This window comes from Bradyrhizobium sp. (assembly GCF_016219575.1).
GTDB lineage: Bacteria > Pseudomonadota > Alphaproteobacteria > Rhizobiales > Xanthobacteraceae > Bradyrhizobium.
Map to the genome: position 1 here is coordinate 225,724 of NZ_JACRMG010000001.1, position 22,470 is coordinate 248,193.

General features: G+C 65.1%; 25 protein-coding genes. 13 read left to right on the top strand and 12 right to left on the bottom strand.

Going from position 1 to position 22,470, the window contains the following annotated elements:
• Window positions 1-112 precede the first annotated feature (112 nt).
• The 5 genes from HZB49_RS01040 to HZB49_RS01060 are packed head-to-tail and all read left to right on the top strand — an operon-like array spanning window position 113 to window position 3,678.
• Complete coding sequence (locus HZB49_RS01040; RefSeq protein ID WP_291608585.1) at window positions 113-721, top strand: DUF1285 domain-containing protein; 609 nt, start codon at window positions 113-115, stop codon at window positions 719-721.
• Window positions 718-1,389, top strand: a complete 672-nt coding sequence (locus HZB49_RS01045; protein ID WP_291608587.1) for a CoA pyrophosphatase — start codon at window positions 718-720, stop codon at window positions 1,387-1,389. The genes HZB49_RS01040 and HZB49_RS01045 overlap by 4 nt, the downstream gene beginning before the upstream one ends.
• The gene (locus HZB49_RS01050) at window positions 1,386-1,664 is read left to right on the top strand and encodes a DUF6111 family protein (RefSeq protein ID WP_291608588.1); all 279 of its coding nucleotides are present in this window, start codon (window positions 1,386-1,388) and stop codon (window positions 1,662-1,664) included. Before HZB49_RS01045 ends, HZB49_RS01050 begins: the two co-directional genes overlap by 4 nt.
• On the top strand, window positions 1,661-2,914 hold the full coding sequence (locus HZB49_RS01055; protein WP_291608589.1) for a CCA tRNA nucleotidyltransferase: 1,254 nt from the start codon (window positions 1,661-1,663) through the stop codon (window positions 2,912-2,914). Before HZB49_RS01050 ends, HZB49_RS01055 begins: the two co-directional genes overlap by 4 nt.
• Window positions 2,911-3,678: a TSUP family transporter gene (locus HZB49_RS01060; RefSeq protein ID WP_291608590.1), complete on the top strand. Its 768-nt coding sequence runs from the start codon at window positions 2,911-2,913 to the stop codon at window positions 3,676-3,678. Before HZB49_RS01055 ends, HZB49_RS01060 begins: the two co-directional genes overlap by 4 nt.
• A gap of 29 nt (window positions 3,679-3,707) precedes the next feature.
• Here the strand turns inward: HZB49_RS01060 and HZB49_RS01065 are convergent, their stop codons facing one another.
• From HZB49_RS01065 to HZB49_RS01080, 4 genes are all read right to left on the bottom strand, one after another.
• Window positions 3,708-4,067: a hypothetical protein gene (locus HZB49_RS01065; RefSeq protein ID WP_291608591.1), complete on the bottom strand. Its 360-nt coding sequence runs from the start codon at window positions 4,065-4,067 to the stop codon at window positions 3,708-3,710.
• A gap of 66 nt (window positions 4,068-4,133) precedes the next feature.
• The gene (locus HZB49_RS01070; RefSeq protein ID WP_291608592.1) at window positions 4,134-4,736 is read right to left on the bottom strand and encodes a hypothetical protein; all 603 of its coding nucleotides are present in this window, start codon (window positions 4,734-4,736) and stop codon (window positions 4,134-4,136) included.
• Window positions 4,737-4,855: 119 nt separating this feature from the next.
• On the bottom strand, window positions 4,856-5,650 hold the full coding sequence (locus HZB49_RS01075) for an outer membrane beta-barrel protein (RefSeq protein WP_291608593.1): 795 nt from the start codon (window positions 5,648-5,650) through the stop codon (window positions 4,856-4,858).
• A 281-nt stretch (window positions 5,651-5,931) separates the two neighbouring features.
• The gene (locus tag HZB49_RS01080) at window positions 5,932-6,924 is read right to left on the bottom strand and encodes a tripartite tricarboxylate transporter substrate binding protein (RefSeq protein ID WP_291608594.1); all 993 of its coding nucleotides are present in this window, start codon (window positions 6,922-6,924) and stop codon (window positions 5,932-5,934) included.
• A 130-nt stretch (window positions 6,925-7,054) separates the two neighbouring features.
• Between HZB49_RS01080 and HZB49_RS01085 the strand changes: the two genes are divergently transcribed.
• Entirely contained in the window at window positions 7,055-8,656 is a 1,602-nt protein-coding gene (locus tag HZB49_RS01085) for an FAD-dependent monooxygenase (RefSeq protein WP_291608595.1), read from the top strand.
• Between the two features lie 46 nt (window positions 8,657-8,702).
• Here the strand turns inward: HZB49_RS01085 and HZB49_RS01090 are convergent, their stop codons facing one another.
• The 5 genes from HZB49_RS01090 to HZB49_RS01110 all read right to left on the bottom strand — a co-directional run bounded on the left by HZB49_RS01090 (window position 8,703) and on the right by HZB49_RS01110 (window position 11,854).
• Entirely contained in the window at window positions 8,703-8,939 is a 237-nt protein-coding gene (locus HZB49_RS01090; protein WP_291608596.1) for a DUF2158 domain-containing protein, read from the bottom strand.
• A 196-nt stretch (window positions 8,940-9,135) separates the two neighbouring features.
• Entirely contained in the window at window positions 9,136-9,864 is a 729-nt protein-coding gene (locus tag HZB49_RS01095) for an HAD family hydrolase (RefSeq protein WP_291608597.1), read from the bottom strand.
• Complete coding sequence (gene hemF / locus HZB49_RS01100; protein ID WP_291608598.1) at window positions 9,855-10,742, bottom strand: oxygen-dependent coproporphyrinogen oxidase; 888 nt, start codon at window positions 10,740-10,742, stop codon at window positions 9,855-9,857. Before hemF ends, HZB49_RS01095 begins: the two co-directional genes overlap by 10 nt.
• A gap of 6 nt (window positions 10,743-10,748) precedes the next feature.
• The gene (gene queE / locus HZB49_RS01105) at window positions 10,749-11,381 is read right to left on the bottom strand and encodes a 7-carboxy-7-deazaguanine synthase (protein WP_291608599.1); all 633 of its coding nucleotides are present in this window, start codon (window positions 11,379-11,381) and stop codon (window positions 10,749-10,751) included.
• A gap of 14 nt (window positions 11,382-11,395) precedes the next feature.
• Window positions 11,396-11,854: a tRNA (cytidine(34)-2'-O)-methyltransferase gene (locus HZB49_RS01110; RefSeq protein ID WP_291608601.1), complete on the bottom strand. Its 459-nt coding sequence runs from the start codon at window positions 11,852-11,854 to the stop codon at window positions 11,396-11,398.
• A gap of 292 nt (window positions 11,855-12,146) precedes the next feature.
• On the opposite strand from HZB49_RS01110, the gene petA reads away from it, so the two are divergent.
• Together petA and HZB49_RS01120 are read left to right on the top strand one after the other, a co-directional pair.
• Window positions 12,147-12,677 (top strand): ubiquinol-cytochrome c reductase iron-sulfur subunit, encoded by a 531-nt coding sequence (gene petA, locus HZB49_RS01115; protein WP_291608602.1) that lies wholly within the window; start codon window positions 12,147-12,149, stop codon window positions 12,675-12,677.
• A 62-nt stretch (window positions 12,678-12,739) separates the two neighbouring features.
• On the top strand, window positions 12,740-14,803 hold the full coding sequence (locus HZB49_RS01120; protein ID WP_291608603.1) for a cytochrome c1: 2,064 nt from the start codon (window positions 12,740-12,742) through the stop codon (window positions 14,801-14,803).
• A gap of 162 nt (window positions 14,804-14,965) precedes the next feature.
• Here the strand turns inward: HZB49_RS01120 and HZB49_RS01125 are convergent, their stop codons facing one another.
• Window positions 14,966-15,169 carry a hypothetical protein gene (locus HZB49_RS01125; RefSeq protein ID WP_291608604.1) on the bottom strand — a complete coding sequence of 68 codons (204 nt, stop codon included), beginning with the start codon at window positions 15,167-15,169 and terminating at the stop codon, window positions 14,966-14,968.
• A 258-nt stretch (window positions 15,170-15,427) separates the two neighbouring features.
• On the opposite strand from HZB49_RS01125, the gene HZB49_RS01130 reads away from it, so the two are divergent.
• The 3 genes from HZB49_RS01130 to HZB49_RS01140 all read left to right on the top strand — a co-directional run bounded on the left by HZB49_RS01130 (window position 15,428) and on the right by HZB49_RS01140 (window position 17,420).
• Entirely contained in the window at window positions 15,428-16,102 is a 675-nt protein-coding gene (locus tag HZB49_RS01130) for a dienelactone hydrolase family protein (RefSeq protein WP_291608605.1), read from the top strand.
• Window positions 16,103-16,248: 146 nt separating this feature from the next.
• Window positions 16,249-17,151: an NAD-dependent epimerase/dehydratase family protein gene (locus tag HZB49_RS01135; RefSeq protein WP_291608606.1), complete on the top strand. Its 903-nt coding sequence runs from the start codon at window positions 16,249-16,251 to the stop codon at window positions 17,149-17,151.
• Between the two features lie 41 nt (window positions 17,152-17,192).
• Window positions 17,193-17,420, top strand: a complete 228-nt coding sequence (locus HZB49_RS01140) for a hypothetical protein (protein ID WP_291608607.1) — start codon at window positions 17,193-17,195, stop codon at window positions 17,418-17,420.
• Between the two features lie 142 nt (window positions 17,421-17,562).
• On the opposite strand, the gene HZB49_RS01145 is transcribed toward HZB49_RS01140, so the two are convergent.
• Window positions 17,563-18,558 (bottom strand): VOC family protein, encoded by a 996-nt coding sequence (locus tag HZB49_RS01145; RefSeq protein ID WP_291608608.1) that lies wholly within the window; start codon window positions 18,556-18,558, stop codon window positions 17,563-17,565.
• 318 nt (window positions 18,559-18,876) lie between these two features.
• Here HZB49_RS01145 and HZB49_RS01150 point away from each other — a divergent pair, with 318 nt between their 5' ends.
• Both HZB49_RS01150 and HZB49_RS01155 read left to right on the top strand, forming a co-directional pair.
• Window positions 18,877-21,033: an anthranilate synthase component I gene (locus HZB49_RS01150; RefSeq protein ID WP_291608609.1), complete on the top strand. Its 2,157-nt coding sequence runs from the start codon at window positions 18,877-18,879 to the stop codon at window positions 21,031-21,033.
• Window positions 21,034-21,061: 28 nt separating this feature from the next.
• Complete coding sequence (locus HZB49_RS01155; RefSeq protein WP_291608610.1) at window positions 21,062-21,601, top strand: adenine phosphoribosyltransferase; 540 nt, start codon at window positions 21,062-21,064, stop codon at window positions 21,599-21,601.
• A 155-nt stretch (window positions 21,602-21,756) separates the two neighbouring features.
• Here the strand turns inward: HZB49_RS01155 and HZB49_RS01160 are convergent, their stop codons facing one another.
• On the bottom strand, window positions 21,757-22,422 hold the full coding sequence (locus HZB49_RS01160) for a hypothetical protein (RefSeq protein ID WP_291608611.1): 666 nt from the start codon (window positions 22,420-22,422) through the stop codon (window positions 21,757-21,759).
• Between the last annotated feature and the right edge of the window lie 48 nt (window positions 22,423-22,470).

The following is a 22,470-nucleotide window of genomic DNA, read 5'->3' on the forward strand; positions in this document are numbered from 1 at the left end:
GTATTGGGGGTATGAACCGCATCACGTTGTGGCGAGAATTCGCGTTTCGCCTGACCAACCCGGACTTGCACCAATCGTGCCAAATCGGCTGATGAAACCTTTGGGGTAAACCATGGCGAACCAAGGGCAAACCCGCACCAACCTCGAAGGGCTGACCATCGCCGCGCGCGAAGCAACCAACGCTACGCCTGCCGGGCGGGGGCTGCCGCCGGTGCACCTGTGGAACCCGCCATTCTGCGGCGATCTCGACATGCGAATCGCCGGTGATGGTACGTGGTTCTACATGGGAACGCCAATCGGCCGGCCGGCGCTGGTGCGGCTGTTCTCGACCATCCTCAAACGCGAGAACGGCAAGCACTTTCTGGTCACGCCGGTCGAGAAAGTCGGCATCCGGGTCGACGATGCGCCCTTCATGGCCGTAGAAATGCGGATAGAGGCCGATGCGCGCGGCAGGCTGCTCCGCTTTCGCACCAATGTCGACGACTGGGTGGCGTGCGAGCCGGGCCACGCCCTGCGCTTCGAGCGGGCGGCGGATGGCGGGCTCACGCCCTATCTGCATGTCCGCGCCGACCTCTGGGCCAAGGTGACCCGCGCGCTCTACTACGATCTGGTTGACATGGGCGAGGAGCGGATGATCGATGGCGAGGACATGTTCGGGGTCGAATCCGGCGGCGAATTCTTCGCGATGGCCGATGCGGAGCAGGTGAGGAACGCGCGTTGAACGAGCAGGCGCTGCAGGCAAGGCCAGCGACCATCCACGCGGAGGAGTTCTTCGCCCGCGCGCGCACGCGGCTCGGCTTCGACGTGCCGCCAGGGCTGATCGATCCCAACATCGTTCCGCGCACCGGCGATTCCGGCAATGATCGCATGCTGGAGATCGTCGCGCAGGAGCAGCCGGTACGGCCCGCCGCAGTGCTGATCCCCGTGGTCGATCATCCGGAGCCGACGGTGCTTCTCACCCAGCGCACCGAGCATCTGAGCAGCCACGCGGGACAGATCGCCTTTCCCGGCGGCAAGATCGATGCCGGCGACGCCTCGCCGATGGATGCCGCGCTGCGCGAGGCGGACGAGGAAGTGGGGCTGAAGCGCGAGTTCATCGAGCCGATCGGCTATCTCGACGTCTACGGCACCGCCTTCGGCTTCCGCATCCTGCCGACGGTCGCCAGGGTGAAGCCCGGCTTCAAGCTGACCATCAACGAATACGAGGTGGACGACGCCTTCGAGGTGCCGCTCGCCTTCCTGATGAATCCGGAAAATCACCAGGTCCACATGAAGGAGTTCCGCGGCATGGAGCGGTCCTACTACGCGATGCCGTTCGCGGAGCGCTACATCTGGGGCGCCACCGCCGGAATCCTGCGCGTGCTCTACGAGCGGATCTATCTCGCATGATCCGCCCGGTCCTGACCGAAATCGGAATCTTCCTGATCCCCTTTGCGGTCTATGCGATGTTCCTGATCGCAACGCGCTCCGGCGTGTTCGACCAATCCTCCTGGCCGTTGCCTCTCGTCGCCAAGCTCGTGCTGGGCTCGCTGCTGCTCGTCATCATCAGCTTTCTGTTCCTCGCCGAGTTCTCCGGAGCGCCGCCGGAATCGACCTACGAGCCCGCCCACATGGAAGGTGGCAAGCTGGTGCCGGGCGTCGAACGGCCGGGGGCCGCGAAATGACCGAGGCGCGGGTGCTGGCCAATGCGCCGTGGCTCAAGTCGGGCCCCGCGGGGCGCGTGCTGGCGCTGCTCAATGACGGCGGCGAGGAGGCGCGCGTGGTCGGCGGCGCCGTGCGCAATGCGCTGCTCGGCCTGCCCGTCGCCGACATCGACATCGCCACCACGGCGCTGCCGGAAGAGGTGATCCGCCGCGCCGAGGCCGCCGGCATCAAGAGCGTGCCGACCGGCATCGACCACGGCACGGTGACGCTGGTGCTCGACAAGCATCCCTTCGAGGTCACCACGCTGCGCGAAGATACCGAAACGTTCGGCCGCAAGGCGAAGGTCGCGTTCGGCCGCGACTGGATGCGCGACGCCGAGCGGCGCGATTTCACCATCAACGGGCTTTCCGTCGATGCCGCCGGCCTGGTGCACGACTATGTCGGCGGGCTTGCCGACATCGCCGAGCGGCGCGTCCGCTTCATCGGCAATGCCACCGAGCGCATCGCCGAGGATTACCTGCGCATCCTGCGCTTCTTCCGCATCCACGCCGCCTACGGCGCGGGCGAGCCGGATCGCGCCGGTTATCTCGCCTGCATCGGCGGGCGCGCCGGGTTTGCGACCCTGTCGGCCGAACGCGTGCGCATGGAGATGCTGAAGCTGATGGTGGCTCGGGGTGCTGCGGGTTCGATATCGGCGATGGCGGAGAGCGGGCTCTTGCAGCAGATCGTCGGCGGCGTTGCCTATACCGGGCCGCTCGGCGCCATGATCGACGTCGAACGGATGCTTGGCTTTCCGGCCGATGCGATGCGCCGGCTAGCCGCGCTTGCGGTGGCGGTCACGGAGGATGCGAGGCGCGTCGCATCGCGGCTGCGGCTGTCCAATGCGGAGGCAAAGGCGCTCGATTCCATGGGCCATCGCTGGTGGCGGCTGGCCGGAATGGACGAGGCGACGGCGAAGCGCCGGCTCTACCGCCTCGGCGCGGAGGCTTACCGCGATCGCCTGATGCTGGCCTGGGCGCGGGCAGGGGGCGGCGATGCCGGCAACTGGCGCCAGCTGGCGGACTTGCCGCAGCGCTGGAGCGCGCCAAAATTTCCGCTGAAGGCCGCCGATTTCATTTCGCGTGGTATCGCAGAGGGGCCCGCGCTCGGCCATGTCATGACCATCGCCGAAGATGCCTGGCTCGCCGCCGGTTTTCCGCTCGAGAAGAGCGCCGTTGCCGGCATCGCCGACCAGACCGTGGCGCGCTTCGCCCGCGATCACCGGCTGTGAACATCCTTTCCGGCTTTGCCGACGTTTCGCTGGCGCAACTCGTGCTGGTCGGCGTGGTCGCGCTGGTTGCTTCCGTCGTCGGCGGGCTTGCGGGCTACGGCACCGGCGCGCTGATGCCGCTGGTGCTGGTGCCGCTGATCGGCGCCGAGCCCGTGGTGCCGATCATCGCGATCTCCTCGATCTTCACCAATTTCTCCCGGTTCATGGCGTTCGTCCGCCATGCCGACCGCCGCCGCGCGCTGATCGTGATCGCGGCCGCCTGCGTGACGACGGCGCTCGGCGCCTGGGGCTACACCCGCCTCACCGGCGCGGGCGCCGCCCTGGTGATCGGCACCATGCTGATCCTGAGCGTGCCGCTGCGGCGCCTGGCAAAACGGCGCGACATCAGGATCGGCGACGGCGGTCTTGCGATCGGCTCGGTCGGCTACGGCGTCGTGGTCGGCGGCACCTCGGGCTCCGGGGTGATCCTGCTGTCGTTGCTGATGGCAGCGGGGTTGGAAGGCGCTGCGGTGATCGCCACCGACGCGGTGATCTCGCTCGCCACCGGCATCATCAAGATTTCGGTGTTTGGCCTTGCCGGCGCCGTCACCGCGCAGGTGCTGACCTTTGCCGTACTGATAGGCGCGATCTCGCTGCCGGGCGCGTTCATCGCCAGGGCCTTCGTCGAACGCATGCCCGTGCACATCCACACGGCTATCCTCGATGCCGTGGTGATCGCTGGCGGAGCTATGATGATCGCGGCTGCAGCCCGAAGCCTGGGCTAGGGCGCACCTGATGGATTCGTTGCGACGTTCTAATCCAGGAAAGGAAGACCGGCGCATTCCATTTTGCCTGAGCGCGCGTCGAGAACGAGATAGCCGCGTATCTCGCTGTGTTGCGTCGGTACAGCCCCCTTCGGAACGACCACGAGAAACTGCCAGACAGGGCTCTTGACCGCCGAAGCGCCGCAGTCCGTTGTTCCGCTCACGAGCAACTGCGCTTTTGTGATCCGGCTCGCCGCGATTTCGATCGTGCTGCCGTAGGGGTCGCCCTTCAGGATCGTGGCCGCCTTCAGGCGAGCCTGCTTCTCGCTCAGCATACCCTGTGTCTGGGCCGCGGCATCCGCAGCGAGTGCTGCCGCGACCAGAAGAGCAACCGCAATTTCCTTCCACATCCTGCGCTCCAACCTCTTGACCTCGTTCGATATCGCTCATCATTGCCGCCGCCTGATCGATCCCTGCTATCGGAAGCAGATCGTTTGAAAGCGGCCGAGGACGGCCGCCAGTCCGGCGATCGGAATCGTCCTGGTTGCCGCCGCGCCCGACGGCGTGCCGGGCTCGATGGTCAGCGTGATATCGCCCGTCCCTTCCAGCACCGGAAGCAATCGCCGTCCGATCGCGCGCATCCGGGTGTCGTCGGCATCGAGGTCGCTGATGAAGCTGGAGCGTCCGCCTGCCGGATATTGTGTCGTCTCGCCATCGACAGAGAATCTCGCCGGCCCGTTGGAAAGTGTCAGTTTCACTTTCTTGAATTCGTCTCGCTCGCCGACCGCGGCGGACATTGTGGTGAACATGGCGGCATCGCGCAGGCAGCCGAGCATGATCATCCGTGGCCCGCCGTCGTCCTGTACCCATTGCAGGAATGCCCGGCGACGCGGGTCGGTATTGACCGACCAGCCAGGCTTGTCCCCGGGATCGGCGGCAGCCGGCGTTGCAAGCTCCGTCGCCAGCGCAAATCCGGTGACGACCAGAAGGCTGCTCGCGGCGACGATCATCCTCGCATTCATAACCGTCCCCTCCGGCCCGGACCGACAATTGTAAAGCCGGTTGCTGCCGCGGCCCATTGACGTGGGTCAACGCGCCGGCCTTGCTGCGGGCCAGCGCAATCAGCTCCGCGAACCGTGGCATCACGCACAAAAAAGCCCCGGACAAGGCCGGGGCTTTCTTGCACAATTCGTTGAAATCAGTACTTCGCGACGACTGGACCAGCCATGTTGAAGCGGTAGTTCAGGCCGATCAGGACGACCTGCAGGTCGGGCTGTCGAACATCGACGTCGAACAACCTGCCGGCCCCCAGGGGGCTCAGCGCCGTCGAAACGAAGGTCGTGCTCTTCGTGCCGCCCAGGTTGATGTAATTGTATTCTGCAAAAACGGACCAGTTGTTGGAGATGAGGTACTCGCCGCCTACGCCGAGGGCGAGGCCGGAGCGCGTCGCGTCGGCATAGGCGTAACGGCCGACTGGAAGTCCCGGGGCGGCGACATTCCTGTTCTGATCGAAGTGGTCGTCCACCCACCCGATGCCAGCCTTCCCGTAAAGCAGGAGGTTTGGCGTTGCGAGCCAGCCCAGGCGCACGGTCGCGGTCACGAAGCTCCGGATGTGGGTTGCATATTCGGCCACTGGATTTCCGATGATCGGAGAGGCGCCCTTGATGTTGCTCCAATCGCCCATGCCCTGGATGCCCACCACCCACTTTCCGCCAAACTGGTAGTCACACCCGATCTGCCCGCCGGCCACGACACCACTTGCGCTGTGCGAAGCGAGTAGCGCACCGGGCGTGAACGGATCCGTAAGGGGTACGTAGAAATCCTTGTCGGACCAGCCGTAGCCCACATTCGCGCCGAGGTAACAGCCGGTCCAGCTCACCGCAGGGAGGGGAGCAACCGGCGCTTTGGTATAGGGTCTTGCGGCCATGTCGGCCGCGGATGCACCGACCGCGCTCATTGCGAAAGCCAAGAGCGCCAGTGAAATTCGTTTCATGGAGTATCCAATTCAGATGGCCAGCAGGCTTTCTAGACGGTTTTCAGCTCCGAAAGTGTCTCTGCATCGCAACAGTCGCGGTGGAATCCATGCCTTCGTCGCATCTAGATTGCATCGCTGCGATGTAACGCGTCATACAGCGGTCTGCGGTCATCTGAGAGTGATAAGCATTCCGAGGAGCCAAGCTCCGGCTGATGTGAAATTTATGAGATCAACATCCGGCTGACCCGCCCTGACCTGTCTCAATTTCGGGGGCGCCAGTATTGGAATCACGGGCGGAACTATTCCGCCGTGATGTTCGCATCCTTGACCACCTTGGCCCAGCGCACGCGGTCCCTCGCGATCAGTTGCGCGAGGCGTTCGGGCGGGCCGCCTTGTGCGATCAGGCCCTGCTTGTCGAGCAGGGCGCGAACGCCGGGCTGTGCGAGGATCTCGTTGAACGTCGCATTGTAGCGGTCGATGATGTCTTTCGGCGTGCCGGCCGGCGCGAGCACGCCGTACCAGAGATCGACATCGAAGCCGCTGACGCCAAGCTCCGCCAGCGTCGGCACTTGCGGCGCCTGCGGCGCGCGGGTCTGGCTGCCGACCGCAAGCATGCGTATCTGGCCGCCTTCTGCAAGCGGAAGCGCGGTGTGCACCGGCAGGAACATGGCCGAGACGTGTCCGCCCGCGAGGTCCTTCACGGCGCCGGCAGAGCCCGCATAGGGAATGTGCGTCAGGTTGACCTGCGCCGTCAGCTTCAACAGCTCCATGGCGAGATGCTGCGGCGTGCCGCGGCCGGGAGAGGCATAGTTGATCTCGCCCGGCTTGCTGCGGGCGAGCGCGATCAGCTCCGCGAACGTCCTGGCGTTGACCGAAGGATGAACCACGAGTGCGAGGACGCCGGTGGCGATCTCGGCGATCGGCGCGAAATCCTTTTCCGGATCGTAGGGGATCGAGGCGTAGAGGCTCGCATTCATCACGAACGTGTTGACGGTCACCAGAAGGGTCTGGCCGTCGGGAGCCGCGCGCGCCGCTGCCTGCGTGCCGATATTGCCGCTCGCGCCGGGCTTGGTCTCGACGATGACGGGCTGGTTCCAGCGCTGCTTCAATTCCTCGCCGAGGATGCGCGCGAGCAGATCGGGGCCCGTGCCGGGCGTAAAGGGAACGAAGAGCCGGATAGGCTGCTGCGACTGTCCCCGGGCGAGGCCCGGCACGGCCGGGACGAGGGCCGCGGCCAGAAGTCCCAGCGCGGTGCGGCGCGAAAGCGTGCGGCTTGCGGACTCGATCGCCACGACGTCCTCCCCATCTGCATTGGCGGGTATCAGCCCCGCTCTGATAAAGTCTTTCAAGTTGAGCCGATAATGTACTATGCGCTGGCCAGCCGCGCCAGCCGCGCGCCGATCACGCCATCGCAAGAACAAGATGAACACAACAGCCGAATCCGCCACGCAAGTCGTCATTGTCGGAGGCGGGCCGGTCGGTCTTGGCCTCGCCATCGATCTCGGCCAGCGCGGCGTCCGCTGTATTCTGGTCGAGCGCTACACCAGCCCGCAACCGATCCCGAAGGGCCAGAACCTGACCCAGCGCACGCTGGAGCATTTTCACTTCTGGGGCGCGGAGAAGGCGCTGCGTGCGGCGCGGACGATCCCGCGCGACTACGGCATCGGCGGCATGACGTCCTGGGGCACGCTCTTGAGCGGCTACCGCTACGACTGGCTGCAGCGCGAACTGGTGCGGCCCTATTACTTCACCGACAATGAACGGCTGCCGCAATACGCCACCGAAGCGGTGCTGCGCCATCGCCTGAGCCAGTTGCCGAACGTCGAGACGGTCTATGGCTGGAGCGCTACCGGCCTGGCGCAGGATGCCGAAGGCGTGCAAGTGACGATTGCCGATCGCAACGGCGATCGTCATCGCACCTTGCGGGCAGACTATGCGGTCGGCTGCGACGGCAGCCGCTCGCTGGTGCGCGACGCCGCCGGCATGACGCAGACCCTGACCGACCACGACCGGCTGATGGTGCTGCTGGTGTTTCGCTCGACCGGCCTGCACAGGCTGCTCGAACGCTTTCCGGGCAAGTCGTTCTACTGCGTGCTGCATCCCGAGCTGAAAGGGTACTGGAAGTTCTTCGGCCGCGTCGATCTCGGCACCACCTGGTTCTTCCACGCCCCGGTGCCGTCAGGCACCACCAGGGAAAATTTCGATTTCCGCCGCCAGCTGTATGCGGCGGTCGGCGAGGAATTCGACGTCGAGTTCGAGCACATCGGCTTCTGGGATCTGCGCATCGCGATATCGGATCAATACCGCAAGGGGCGCGTCTTCATTGCCGGCGACGCCGCGCATAGCCATCCGCCCTATGGCGGCTATGGGGTCAACACCGGCCTCGAAGATGCCGCCAATCTCGGCTGGAAGCTTGCTGCCGCGCTGCAGGGCTGGGCCGGCGCGCATCTGCTGGATTCCTACGGCGAGGAGCGGCGGCCGGTGTTCGCATCGACTGCGCGCGACTTCATCGAGAAGGCGATTGCGAGCGACAGGGATTTCCTGTCCAGGTTCGATCCCGCGATCGACAAGCATGCCTTCGAAGCCGAATGGCAGGCGCGCGCGTCGGGCGCGCGTTCCGAGGTCAATTCGTTCGAGCCCAATTATGAAGGCTCGTCGATCGTCGCAGGTCCACCGGGCGCCACCTGCAGCGCGATCGGGTCGCATCAATTCGCCGCACAGGCCGGACATCACCTGGCGCCGCGCAAATTGTCGTCGGGCAGGAATGTCTTCGAGGAGCTCGGCAGCGGCTTCACGCTGCTCGATTTCGGCGCGCTGGATGCTGCCGCCGCTGCAATCGCGCGTGCCGCCGGGGCGAGCGGCGTGCCGCTCAAGCTCATCAGCGACGACAGTGCGGAGTTGGCGGAATTCTACAAGGCGAGGCTGGTGCTGGTCCGGCCCGATCAATTCGTCGCCTGGGTGTCGGACGGCGACGCGACGGATGCTGCCGGCATCATCCGTCGCGCAGTCGGCGGCCAGTCCTGACGAAGACGGCGATGCCGCTGCTAGGGCGGCATCGCCGGCGAAGCGGTCAGGCCGTCTTTTTGCGAGGCTCGTCCTCGTCGTCTTCTTCGTCGTCTTCCGATTCCTCGTCGTCCGACTCCTCGGCCTCGACGAGTTCAAGCACGGCAAGCGGTAGCGTTTCGCGGAACAAATCGCCTTCGCCGCCCATCCACAGGCACGCGACGGCATCCTCGTTGACTTCCACCACCGTCAGCGCATGGCCGCCGGATTTCAGCGTGACGACGTTGCCCGGTTTCAGTTCCATGAAAGCTCCTTTCGAAAATCTCGCCGAGAGATTCGGAAGGATAGCGGCCGGCCATGACAGGCCGATCACGGTCGTGCTGTCTCAACTCGTCATGCCCGGGGCTCGTCCCGGGCATCCATGTCTTTCTTTCCTGCTGGCCAAAGTCGTGGATGGCCGGGTCAAGCCCGGCCATGACGCGACCAGATACCTGGTCGCGTCACTTCGGCAGCAATTCACCGAGCGAGCGGATGATGCGGTCCGGCTTTACGGTCGAGCCTGGCGGCAGGCCGTCACCGTGGACGTCCATCCAGATCGCGTAGATGCCGAGGCGTTGCGGCACCTCGACTTCCCATTCGAGGTTGTCGCCGATCATCCAGGTATCGCGCGCGGTGACGCCGAGGGCGTCCATGGCGTGCAGATAGGCGCGCTCCTCCGGCTTGCCGAAACCGTGCTCGCCCTCGATCTGGATATGGTGGAAGCGATGCGCGAGTTCGAAGCGCTCGACCTTGGCGCGCTGGGTGTCGGCCGCGCCGTTGGTGACCAGCGCGAGCTTGATGCCGAGGGCGCGCAGCGCGTCGATCGCGTCATGCGCGCCGGGGAAGATGAACATCTCTTCCTCGCGATAGCAGGTAAAGCGATCGGCAATGCGGATGGCGAGATCGGCAGGCAGCCGCGGATGGCCGGCGGCGGCAAGCGCCTCAAACGCGCCCTGTACCGTTACCCGCCGTGCCTCGCCGAGCTTCAGCCGCCATGCCGGCTCGGCGGTCGACCAGAAGTCCCGCGCGAAGGTGAGAACGGCGGCGGCGACCTCCCGCGGCGGCAGCGGCGCCAGTTCATCGGCGAACTCGAAGGCGATATGATTCCACGCGATCTCCGGCCGGCCATAGGCCGACAGGATGGTGTCGTCCATGTCGATCAGCATCGCGCGTGGAAGCTTCACGGCCATTTCACCTCCGGCGGCATGGAGGAGAGGATGGAATCGACATTGCCGCCGGTCTTCAACCCGAAGATGGTGCCGCGGTCGTAGAGCAGGTTGAACTCGACATAGCGGCCGCGGCGGATCAGTTGCTCCTCGCGGTCGGCGGCGGTCCAGGGCGTCGCGAAATTGCGCCGCACCAGCTCGGGATAGATCTTCAGGAAGGCGCGGCCGACTTCCTGCGTAAAGACGAGGTCGGCCTCCCAGTCGCCGCTGTCGTGCCAGTCGTAGAAGATGCCGCCGATGCCGCGCGGCTCCTTGCGGTGCGGCAGGTAGAAATATTCGTCGCACCACTTCTTGTACTTGTCGTAATCGGCGACGCCGTTGTGTCCGCTGCAGGCCTGCTTCATCGCGGCATGGAAGGCTGCCGTATCGGCATCTTCCTGGGTGCGGCGGCGATCGAGCACCGGCGTCAGGTCGGCGCCGCCGCCGAACCACGCCTTGGTGGTGACGACGAAGCGCGTGTTCATGTGCACCGCCGGCACGTGCGGATTCCTCATATGCGCGATCAGCGAAATGCCGGACGCCCAGAAGCGGGGATCGTCGGCGGCGCCGGGAATTTGCCCGCGGAATTCCGGGGCGAACTCGCCATGCACGGTCGAGCAGTGCACGCCGACCTTCTCGAACAACCGCCCGCGCATGATCGACATCACCCCGCCACCGCCCTTGGCGCCGGAGTGGTCGGTGCGCTCCCACGGCGTGCGCACGAAGCGCCCGGCCTCGCCCGGATAGAGCGGGGCAGGGGCTTCGTCCTCGAGCCTCTCGAAGGCGGCGCAAATCTGGTCGCGCAAGGCCTCGAACCAGCTTCGCGCGCGTGCCTTGCGTTGTTCGATCAGGGATGCGTCCATGCGGTCCTACCTGATACCGAGTGTCTTGTGCGTCTGCAGGCTGAGCCGCCACTTGGGATGGCGCAGGCAATAGTCGATGGCGCGCGCGGTGTTTTGCGCCGCGTCCGGTCCGTCCATCGGCTGCAGCGAGAAGCGCTCGAAGTCCATGCCTGTGAATTCTTCCGGCTGTGCACCGGCCTGCGGATAGACCAGCTTCAGCTCGTGCCCGCGCTTGAGCACGAGCTCGGCGCCGGCCTTCGGGCTGACGCAGATCCAGTCCATGCCGTCGGGCGGAATAATCGTGCCGTTGGTTTCGACCGCCACCGCAAAGCCGCGCGCATGCAGCGCGTCGATCAGCGCCTGGTCGACCTGCAGCAGCGGCTCGCCGCCTGTCAGCACCACGTAGCGGCCGGCGTCCTCGCCGGTCCATTGCGCCGCGATGGTGTCGGCGAGTTCGTCCGCGCTCGCAAAGCGGCCGCCCAGGGTGCCGTCGGTGCCGACGAAATCGGTGTCGCAGAACTGGCAGACGGCATTGGCGCGGTCCTGCTCGCGGCCGCTCCAGAGGTTGCAGCCGGAGAACCGGCAAAATACCGCCGCCCGCCCGGCGTGAGCGCCTTCGCCCTGCAGGGTCAGAAATATCTCTTTGACGGCGTAGCTCACCAGCTCTCCTCAGATTAGCTTGCAGCGGGACGGGTCTGCCGCAGCGCCTCGCCGATGGCCATGGCCGCCGCCATCGCGACATTGAGCGAGCGCAGTCCCGGCTTGATCGGGATGACCAGCCGCGCATCGGCGGCCGCTACGACCTCGTCGGTCACGCCTGCGGACTCCCGTCCGAACAGCAGGATATCGGCCGGTTCGTAGGCGTAATCAAGGTAGGAACGGGCTCCCTTGGTGGTGAACAGCACCAGCCGGTGGCCGAGGCCGCGCCGCCATTGCTCGAATTTCGGCCAGGAGTCGTGGCGGGTCAGGCGGACCTGGTCGAGATAGTCCATTCCCGCCCGGCGGAAGGTCCGGTCCGAGGTGGCAAAGCCGGCCGGCTCGATAATGTGGGCGGCGACGTCCAGGCAGGCGCAGAGCCGCAGAATCGTGCCGGTATTCTGGGGGATGTCGGGCTGGAAAAGCGCGATCTGCATGGCGTCGCCGGGCCTCCGGAAGCTCCGCTGAAATGTCTGGATAAATCGTGCCCTTGCGCGGAATTAGTGCATTGCACGTGTGCGAGCGGATAGCGGGCTTGCGCTCGCCCGGCAAGGGTGCCAATAGAACGATTCTGGACTGGCTGTTCTGCCCGTGGGGCGCGGAAAAAGCGGTCTTTCTGCCGCCGCGGGGCACGCGGGCGCCGGCAGCCTGCCAAAGGGTTTGGGCGTATTCGTCTGGCCGATCCCTGGGGCGGTTCCACCGGCAGCAGCTTGGAAAGGGTTAGGGATCGTGACGACAGCGTCTTCGGCGGATCATCCGACACGCCGTGATTTCCTTTTTGTTGCAACCGGAGCCGTCGCCGGTGTCGGCGCGGCCATCACAGCCTGGCCGTTCATCTCGCAGATGAACCCGGACGCCTCGACGATCGCGGCCGGTGCGCCGATCGAGGTCGACCTGACCCCGATCGCCGAAGGCCAGGACATCAAGGTGTTCTGGCGCGGCAAGCCGATCTACATCAGCCACCGCACCAAGAAGCAGGTCGAGGAAGCGCAGAAGACGCCGCTCAAGGATCTGCCCGATCCGCAGACCGACCAGCAGCGCACCAAGCCGGGCCACGAGCAGTGGCTGGTCGTGGTCGGCATCTGCACCCATCTCGGCTGCATCCCGATCGCGCATGAAGGCAGCTACAACGGCTTCTTCTGTCCCTGCCACGGTTCGGTCTACGACACCTCCGGCCGCATCCGTCAGGGTCCGGCGCCGACCAACTTGCCCGTGCCGCCCTACGCATTTCTCACCGACACCAAAATCCAGATCGGCTAAGGCTCCGGGCTCCGTCCGGACCTCACGCCGTCGCGTCGTTCTACTTCCTCAGGATCGCATCAATGAGCGGACCATCCGATTTCCAGCCGACCAATCCCGCCTTGAAGTGGATCGAACGGCGCCTCCCCATCATGGGGCTCATGCATTCCTCGTTCGTGGCGTATCCGACGCCGCGTAACCTGAACTACTGGTGGACCTTCGGCGCCATCCTTTCGATGATGCTGGCGGTGCAGATCGTGACCGGCGTGATCCTGGCCATGCACTACACGCCGCATGCCGATCTCGCCTTCAAGTCGGTGGAACTGATCGTCCGCGACGTGAACTTCGGCTGGCTGCTGCGCAACATGCACGCCGTCGGCGCCTCGATGTTCTTCCTCGCCGTCTACATCCACATGTTCCGCGGCCTCTATTACGGGTCGTACAAGGAGCCGCGCGAGGTGCTGTGGATCCTCGGCGTGATCATCTACCTCCTGATGATGGCGACCGGTTTCATGGGCTACGTGCTGCCGTGGGGCCAGATGAGCTTCTGGGGCGCCACCGTCATCACCAACCTTTTCTCGGCCATTCCCTATGTCGGCGACAGCATCGTGACGCTGCTGTGGGGCGGCTATGCGGTCGGCAATCCGACCCTGAACCGCTTCTTCTCGCTGCACTACCTGCTGCCCTTCGTGATCGCCGGCGTCGTCGTGCTGCACGTCTGGGCGCTGCATGTTTCCGGCCAGAACAACCCCGACGGCGTCGAGCCGAAGACCGCCAAGGACACCGTGCCGTTCACGCCGCACGCCACCATCAAGGACTTCTTCGGCGTGTCCTGCTTCCTGCTGCTCTACGCCTGGTTCATCTTCTACATGCCGAACTATCTCGGCGAGGCCGACAACTACATTCCGGCCAACCCTGCCGTGACGCCCCCGCACATCGTGCCCGAATGGTACTACCTGCCGTTCTACGCGATCCTGCGCTCGATCCCGAACAAGCTCGCCGGCGTGGTGGCGATGTTTGCGGCGATCGTCGTGCTGGCCTTCCTGCCCTGGCTCGACACGGCCAGGACCAGGTCGTCGAAGTACCGCCCGCTGGCCAAGCAGTTCTTCTGGATCTTCGTGGTGGTCTGCGTCCTGCTCGGCTATCTCGGCGCCCAGCCGCCGGAGGGCATCTACGTGATCGCCGGCCGCATCCTGACGGTGATGTACTTCGCCTACTTCCTGATCCTGCTGCCGCTGCTGAGCCGGATCGAGACGCCGCGCCCGGTGCCGAACTCGATCGCGGATGCCGTGCTGGCCAAGAGCGGCAAGGCCGCCTCGATCGCGGCCGCGTTCCTGATTGCCGGCGGCCTGCTGGTCGGCGGCGCGCAGACTGCACGCGCCGAGGACAGCCATGGCGTGTCGCCGCCCGCCAACAAATGGTCGTTTGCGGGTCCCGTCGGCACCTTCGATCGCGGCGCGCTGCAGCGCGGCCTCAAGGTCTACAAGGAAGTCTGCGCCTCCTGCCACGGCCTGTCCTACATCGCCTTCCGTAACCTCGCCGACCCCGGCGGCCCCGGCTACTCGGTGGCGCAGGCCGCGGCCTTTGCCTCCGAATACAAGATCAAGGACGGCCCGAACGATGCGGGCGACATGTTCGAGCGCCCGGGCCGGCCGGCGGACTACTTCCCGTCACCGTTCCCGAACGAGCAGGCGGCCCGCACGGCCAATGGCGGCGCCGCTCCGCCGGACCTGTCGCTGATCACCAAGGCGCGCTCCTACAAGCGCGGCTTCCCGATGTTCGTGTTCGACGTGTTCACGCAGTACCAGGAGCAGGGCCCGGACTATGTCGCGGCCGTGCTGCAGGGCTACCAGGACAAGGCGCCGGCCGGTTTCACGCTGCCGGAGGGCTCCTACTACAACACCTACTTCCCCGGCCACGCCATCAAGATGCCTAAGCCGCTCTCCGACGGTCAGGTCACCTATGACGACGGCTCGCCGGCCACCGTTGCGCAATATTCCAAGGACGTCACCCACTTCCTGATGTGGACCGCCGAGCCGCACATGGAAGCGCGCAAGAAGCTCGGCCTGCAGGTGTTCGTGTTCCTGATCCTGCTGGCGGGCCTGCTCTACTTCACCAAGAAGAAGGTCTGGGCCTCGTCCCACTGAGCTTCGGCGAAGCACAATTCCGGAAAAGCCCCTTCGGGGGCTTTTTTGTTGTCCGCCTTCGCGTCCCGGACGCGGCGCAGCGCTTCTTCAGCGGTGCGCCGCAGCGCCGGGACCCGAATTTTCGTGAGGTGGTTTGCTGCCGGGGTCGACGCGGCGCCTCCTCTAGTTGCCGCACCTGCCGTACTGCTTGTCGCAAGTGCGATGGATGCAGGTCGGATAGTCCTTGTATTGCGCGGCGCAGCGGCGTTCGCACGCCTGGGCCTTCTGCAGGCACGTCATCTTCGCTGCCGCAGCCGGCCCGGCTGCAGACAGAAGCAGCGAGGCAAGGCCTGCCAGGGTGACAGTCGACAGGATCAGCTTTCGCATATTGATCTCCTTTTCATGATGCAGATGTTTCGGGGCGATCAGCCCACACAGTCCGCGCCGCCCGAAAAACCGGCCCGTTCCGTGCCAATATGGGTCCACCGAAGGGGTGTTCTCTCCTGTCCAGAATGCGGCAGGGCTATCCGCCGGACGAAACCTTCAAGAGGGAGCGGCAAAGCTGGTTGGGCGATTGCTTCCTTTCCCGCCAGCCGCCAAAATGGCTCCGAGCCTCACGGCCAGAGAACAATCGCGGAGGAACCCATGGGCACCCACATCACCTTCAAGCGTCCGGACGGCAAGGAAACCGCCGGCTATCTCGCCAATGCCGCGCGCGGCAATGCGCCGGGTGTGGTGGTGGTGCAGGAATGGTGGGGCCTGTCGGAGAACATCAAGGGTCTGTGCGACCGCTTTGCGGTGGCGGGCTTCGATGCGCTGGCGCCCGATCTCTACAAGGGCGTGGTGGTGCCGTATCACGACACGGACGCGGCGAATGCGCAGATGACCTCGCTCGATTTCATGGACGCGACTACTCAAAATGTGCGGGGCGCCGCGCAATATCTCGCGCGCAACGGCGCCAAGGTGGGGCTCACCGGCTTCTGCCTCGGCGGCGCGGTCACCATCATCGGCGCGACGAAGATTTCGGAGCTCACCGCCGGCGTCGTGTTCTACGGCATCCCGCCGGAGCAGGCCGCAAAGCCAGCCGACGTCAAGATTCCGCTGCAGGCGCATTTCGCCAACAAGGACGACTGGTGCACGCCGGCCGCCGTCGACGCCTTCGAGAAGGCGATGAAGGCCGCCGGCAAGTCGCTGGAGCTGTTCCGCTACGACGCCGAGCATGCCTTCGTCAACGAACAGCGCGTCGCCGTGCACGACCGCCAGGCCGCCGAGCTCGCCTGGGGCCGGGCGACTGAGTTTTTCAGGAAGCATCTGGGGTAGCTGTTTGTCGTCCCCGCGAAAGCGGGGACCCATAACCACGGGCTTGAATTGTTACGAGAGGCTGGAGCCCCAGCTTCGATCCTGCATTGAGATTTGTGGTTATGGGTCCCGGCGTGCGCCGGGACGACGGACTTTGAAAGGCCGTCATGAAAATCTTCTGCACGGGCGCATCGGGCTATATCGGCGGATCGGTCACTGCGCATCTGGCCGCGAGCGGCCATCAGGTGACCGGTCTCGTCCGTTCGGCAGACAAGGCAGACGCCGTCCGCGCGTTCGGCATCGAGCCCGTCATGGGCACGCTCGATGATTCCGGGATTCTTTCAGGCGCAGCACGGGCCGCCGACGTCGTCGTCAATGCCGCCAGCGCCGATCACAAGGGCGCGGTCCTTGCGCTCCTGAACGCGCTCGCGGGCAGCGGCAAGGTCTTCATCCACACCTCGGGCTCGAGCATCGTCGGCAAACGCTCGCGCGGCGAACGTTCCGATGAAATTTTCGACGAGGACACGCCGATCACCCCGTCGCCTGCGCGTGTCGCGCGTGTCGCGCTGAACCATTTCATCCTCGGCTTCCACGACCAGGGCTGCCGCCCCGTCATCATCTGCCCGAGCCTGATCTACGGCATCGGCCACGGCGCGGGGCGCGACAGCGTGCAGGTGCCGCTGCTGATCAAGCTCGCGAAGAAGCGCGGCAACGCCGCCCATGCCGGCCCCGGCGAGAACATCTGGTCCAACGTCCATATCGACGATCTCGTCCCGCTATACGTCGGCGCGATCGAGAAGGCGCCTGCCGGCAGTTTCTATTTCGCCGAGAACGGCGAGAACTCGATGCGCGAAGCCTGCCTCGCCATCAACCGCATGCTCGGCTTCAAGGGTCCGCCGTCGGCGATGACCATGCCGGAAGCCGCCGCCGAATGGGGCGAGGGTACCACCGAGGACACCATGGCCTCCAACAGCCGCGTTCGCGCCAGGCGCGCGCGGAGCGAACTCGGCTGGAAGCCGAAGGCGAGGGGATTGATCGAGGAGATCGAGCAGGGGTGTTATCGGGAGTAGGGTGTCTCGCTCTGGGTGCAATCTGTGATATGAATGCGTGCATGACAAAGGTTCTTGAAGACGCGATTGAGAAGGTACGGCGGCTCCCCGAGGACCGGCACGCTCATGTCGCCGAAATTTTGGAGCAGATCGCCGCCTTCGGAAGCGAACCATTCGTTGTGCCGGAATCGCATCGCGCGGCAGTGCTTCAGGGCCTCGCCGAAGCAGAGCGCGGCGAGTATGTGAGCGACGAGGACATGGCCGCTCTCTGGAAAAAGTGCGGCCTGTAGTTGTTGTCATCCCGGCGAAGGCCGGGATCCATAACCATAAATGAAAATTGTCGAAGCAGACTGGGACTCCAGTTTGTCTCAAATACTCAATCCTGTGGTTATGGGCCCCGGCCTTCGCCGGGGCGACATCTGGTATGAGGCGCTAGTTCTGCCTCACCCCGTCCCACCAGGGGCACGTCCCCGCCATCAGCTTGTAGTTCCCCTCCATCACCTGCACCGGCGCGCGCAGGCCCTGGCGGGCGGCGTTCATGCGCATCTCGCGGGCGATTTCACGGTCTTCCGGTCCGAGCCACACGCGGTCATGGCCCCACAGGCTCGGCCCGTCGAACATCTCGACCGCTTGCCAATTCTGCACGTCAAGCTCCCGCCCGCCCCAGCCGCATTCGATCATGAAGGCGGAGGGCGAGTGGCAATAGAACGAGGTCATGAAATCGTTGGTGTGGCGGCCGAGCGTGACGCCGACGCGCTCTTCCAGCTGCGCGATGTCATAGGCTTGGCCGACATCGTCGAGCGAGAACATCTCCACCATCAGATGATGCATGCCGCTCTTGCCGGTCTCGATCAAGGCGAGCGAATGATGCCGCGGATTGACATGGAAGAAATAGGCCTTGAACGGCTTTGTGATGTAGTCGCTCAAGCCGAAGCCGAGCACACCGACATAGAACGCCATGACAGGCTCGATGTTCTCGACCGTCAGCACGGCATGGCCGAGCCCGAGCGGGCCGGTGCGGAAGCCGGAAATGTTGCGGCCGGGCCGGAACGGGCTGTCGTCGATTTCGGCGCCGAAAAAAGCCTCCAGCCGGTTGCCGGCGGGATCGCTGAACGAAATCAGCCGCCGCACCCGCCGTGCATCGGCCAGCGCCTGCGGCTCCGAAATCACCGCAATGCCGGCGGCCTCCAGCTTCGCCGCCAGCGCATCGAGTGCCGCGGCATCCGCCACCTCCCAGCCGAAGAAGCGCGTGCCGTTGCCAAGCAGCCGGTCGATCACGATGCGCTGCTTGCGGTCGTCCATCCGGAAGGCGAGCAGGGAATTGCCGCGCTCCACCGCCTGAAGGCCCAACAGCCCCGTGCCGAACTGCCGCCAGTCGTCGAGCACATCCGAGCCGAAACCGGCATATCCCAATCCCTGCACCGCCATGGCTGTCTCCTTGTCCCGGACGTTGAGCCGCCGGTTCGGGGGCGAATGTTAAGGGTATTTTCCGTCCTTGAAAGCCCCCGAATGCCGCGGAAAGCGGCACGCTGTGGCCGCCCGTCCCTTGACAGGGCCCCTTGCCGATGGTGAGTAGCCCCCATGAGCACCGTGACCAGCCCGTCCCGTCTTTGGTGGCGCACCTTGTAAAAGGTGGCCGGTGCGATTGCATTTTCATAAATCGTCAGAGGTCGCCAACGCAGTTCGGCGGCCTTCTCGTTTGTCCTGTGTGGCGCTCTCTTCCAAAAAGTTTCGTAAGAGGATGACATGAACAGGACCGTTTTCTCGCTGCCCGACAGAAGCGAATTCCGCACCGCGAGCGGGCTCGCGATCACGCGGTTGTCCGAGCAGTTTTCCGGCGACGCCAGGCGTCTCGATGACCTCATCGACCTCTTGGACCGCCGGCGCGGCGTGGTGCTGTCGTCAGGCACCACCGTACCGGGCCGCTACGAAAGTTTTGACCTCGGCTTCGCCGATCCGCCGCTGGTGCTGGAAACGTCAGGCACGAAGTTTTCGCTGTCGGCGCTGAACCCGCGCGGCGAGGTGCTGATCTCCTTCATCGGCGACGTCCTGCGCGAACCCTGCGTCGTCATCGACGAGAAGAGCGCCACGCGGCTGGCCGGCCATATCGTCCGCGGCGAAGCGCCGATGGAAGAGGACCAGCGCACCCGCCGCGCCAGCGTAATGTCGCTGGTGCGCGATCTCATCGCGGCGTTCTCCGCCAATGACGATCCCTTGCTCGGCCTGTTCGGCGCCTTCGCCTACGACCTCGTGTTCCAGATCGAGGATCTCGTGCAGAAGCGAGCGCGCGAGGCCGACCAGCGCGACATCGTGCTCTATGTGCCCGATCGCCTGCTCGCCTACGACCGCGCCACCGGCCGCGGCGTGGTGCTCACTTACGAATTTTCCTGGAAGGGCAAATCGACCCAGGGCCTGCCGCACGACACCGCGGAAAGCGCCTACAGGAAGACGCCGCGCCAGGGCTTTGCCGATCACGCGCCCGGTGAATACCAGGCGACGGTGGAAGTCGCGCGCGCGGCCTTTGCCCGCGGCGATCTGTTCGAGGCGGTGCCTGGCCAGCTCTTCGCCGAGCCCTGCGAGCGTTCGCCGGCCGAAGTGTTCCAGCGGCTCTGCCGCATCAACCCGTCGCCCTATGGCGCGCTGATGAATCTCGGCGACGGCGAATTCCTGGTTTCCGCTTCGCCGGAAATGTTCGTGCGCTCCGACGGCCGCCGCGTCGAGACCTGCCCGATCTCGGGCACCATCGCGCGCGGCGCCGACGCTATCGGCGACGCCGAGCAGATCCGCCAGCTCCTGAATTCGGAGAAGGACGAGTTCGAGCTCAACATGTGCACCGACGTCGACCGCAACGACAAGGCGCGCATCTGCGTGCCCGGCACCATCAAGGTGCTGGCGCGCCGGCAGATCGAGACTTATTCAAAGCTGTTCCACACCGTCGACCACGTCGAGGGCATGCTGCGGCCCGGCTTCGATTCGCTCGATGCCTTTCTGACGCATGCCTGGGCCGTCACCGTCACCGGCGCGCCAAAGCTGTGGGCGATGCAGTTCGTCGAGGATCACGAGCGCTCGCCGCGGCGCTGGTATGCCGGCGCCATCGGCGCGGTCAATTTCGACGGCAGCATCAACACCGGCCTCACCATCCGCACCATCCGCATGAAGGACGGCCTTGCCGAGGTGCGCGTCGGCGCCACCTGCCTGTTCGATTCCGAGCCTGCCGCGGAAGACCGCGAGTGCCAGGTCAAGGCCGCCGCCCTGTTCCAGGCACTGCGCGGCGATGCGCCAAAGCCGCTGTCGAGCATCGCGCCCGACGCCACCGGCTCCGGCAAGAAGGTCTTGCTGATCGACCATGACGACAGCTTCGTGCACATGCTGGCGGATTACTTCCGCCAGGTCGGCGCCAGCGTCACCGTGGTCCGCCACGTCCATGCGCAGGAAATGCTGAAGCGCAAGTGGGATCTCTTGGTGCTGTCGCCCGGTCCGGGACGGCCGGAGGATTTCGGCATCTCCAAGACCATCGACACCGCGATCGGCCAGAAGCTGCCGATCTTCGGCGTTTGTCTGGGCGTGCAGGCGATCGGCGAATATTTCGGCGGCACGCTCGGTCAGCTCGGCCAGCCCGCGCATGGCCGGCCCTCGCGTATCCAGGTTCGCGGCGGCAAACTGATGCAGAACCTGCCGAACGAGATCGTGATCGGCCGCTACCATTCGCTCTATGTCGAGCGCGACAGCGTACCCGACGTGCTCACGGTCACCGCGACCACCGAGGACGGCGTCGCTATGGCGATCGAGCACAAGACCTTGCCGGTCGGCGGCGTGCAATTCCATCCGGAATCGCTGATGTCGCTCGGCGGCGAGGTGGGCCTGCGGATCGTCGAGAATGCGTTCCGGCTGAATGTGAATTGACGGCGGAATAAACGAGGGCTGAGACACAATGACGTTCGAGCACGACCTGAAGGCAACCGTTCGCACCATTCCGGACTATCCCAAGAAGGGCATCCTGTTCCGGGACATCACCACGCTGCTCGGTGAGCCGCGCGCCTTCCGCCGTGCGGTCGACGAGCTGGTGCAGCCCTGGGCGGGCCTGAAGATCGACAAGGTCGCCGGCATCGAGGCGCGCGGCTTCATCCTCGGCGGCGCCGTGGCCCACCAGGTCTCCGCCGGCTTCGTGCCGATCCGCAAGAAGGGCAAGCTGCCGCACACCACCGTGAGCATCGCCTATTCGCTTGAGTATGGCATCGACGAGATGGAGATGCATGTCGACGCCATCAAGCCCGGCGAGCGCGTCATCCTGGTCGACGACCTCATCGCCACCGGCGGCACCGCGGAGGGCGCGGTAAAGCTGCTGCGCAAGATCGGCGCCAATGTGCTCGCCGCCTGCTTCATTATCGATCTGCCCGAACTCGGCGGCGCCGACAAGCTGCGCAAGCTCGACGTCCCCGTGCGCACGCTGATCTCGTTCGAAGGGCATTGAGGGGTTGTCGCCCCGGCGAAGGCCGGGGCCCATACACCGCGGCCGGTGTTGTTGAAACGAGCCGGTCGACGGTTTTCGTTTGAATAATGCAACTCTGTGGTTATGGGCCCCGGCCTTCGCCGGGGCGACATCGAAAGTGCAGCGCGAGCGCGGCATCACCGCTGCAAGATCAGCTTCAGCTCAAGGTCGCGGAAGCTGAGATAATTGCGCCGGATCCACTGGTGCAGTTCGGTGGAAGTGTCCTTTTCGTGCCGCAGATACTCGGTGAAGGAAAAGTTCAGCCGGTCGACATAGGTCTTCAGGAACGGCGGCAGCGCGGAGATCGCCAGCATCCGGCCGCCGGCCATGGCTTCCGGCAATTCGCCGCGCACCACGAATTCGTTGTCGACCGTGACCAGCGCACTCGACGGGATCTGCGCGCGCAGCATCTCGTAGGCGCGCACCGATAGCCGGTCGGTGTCGGCCATGAACAGGATCACCGGCGCGATGCCGCGGCGGGCGGCTTCCTTCACGAAGCCGATCTCCTCGACCATCTTGAAGAATTCGTCGAAGGCATGGAAGCCGAGGTCGATCACCTTGGCGACGCTGTCATTGACGATCAGCCGGTCCATCAGCTGCATCTTGCCGTAGGTGTCGATGACGTCGGCGGTCTCGGTGATGCGCGGCAGATATTCCAGCAGCGACGGCTCCTTCAGGTTGATGTCGAAGGCGACGACCGTGCCGTTCTTCAGCAGCAGGAATTCGCTGAGCAGCCGCGCCAGCAGCGTCTTGCCGACCTGCGGGCGGGGCGAGCAGATGATGTAGACCGGCGTGTAATGCATCGAGAGCTATATCGGGCGAAATCCCCGCCCGATCCAGCCCAATCCGCG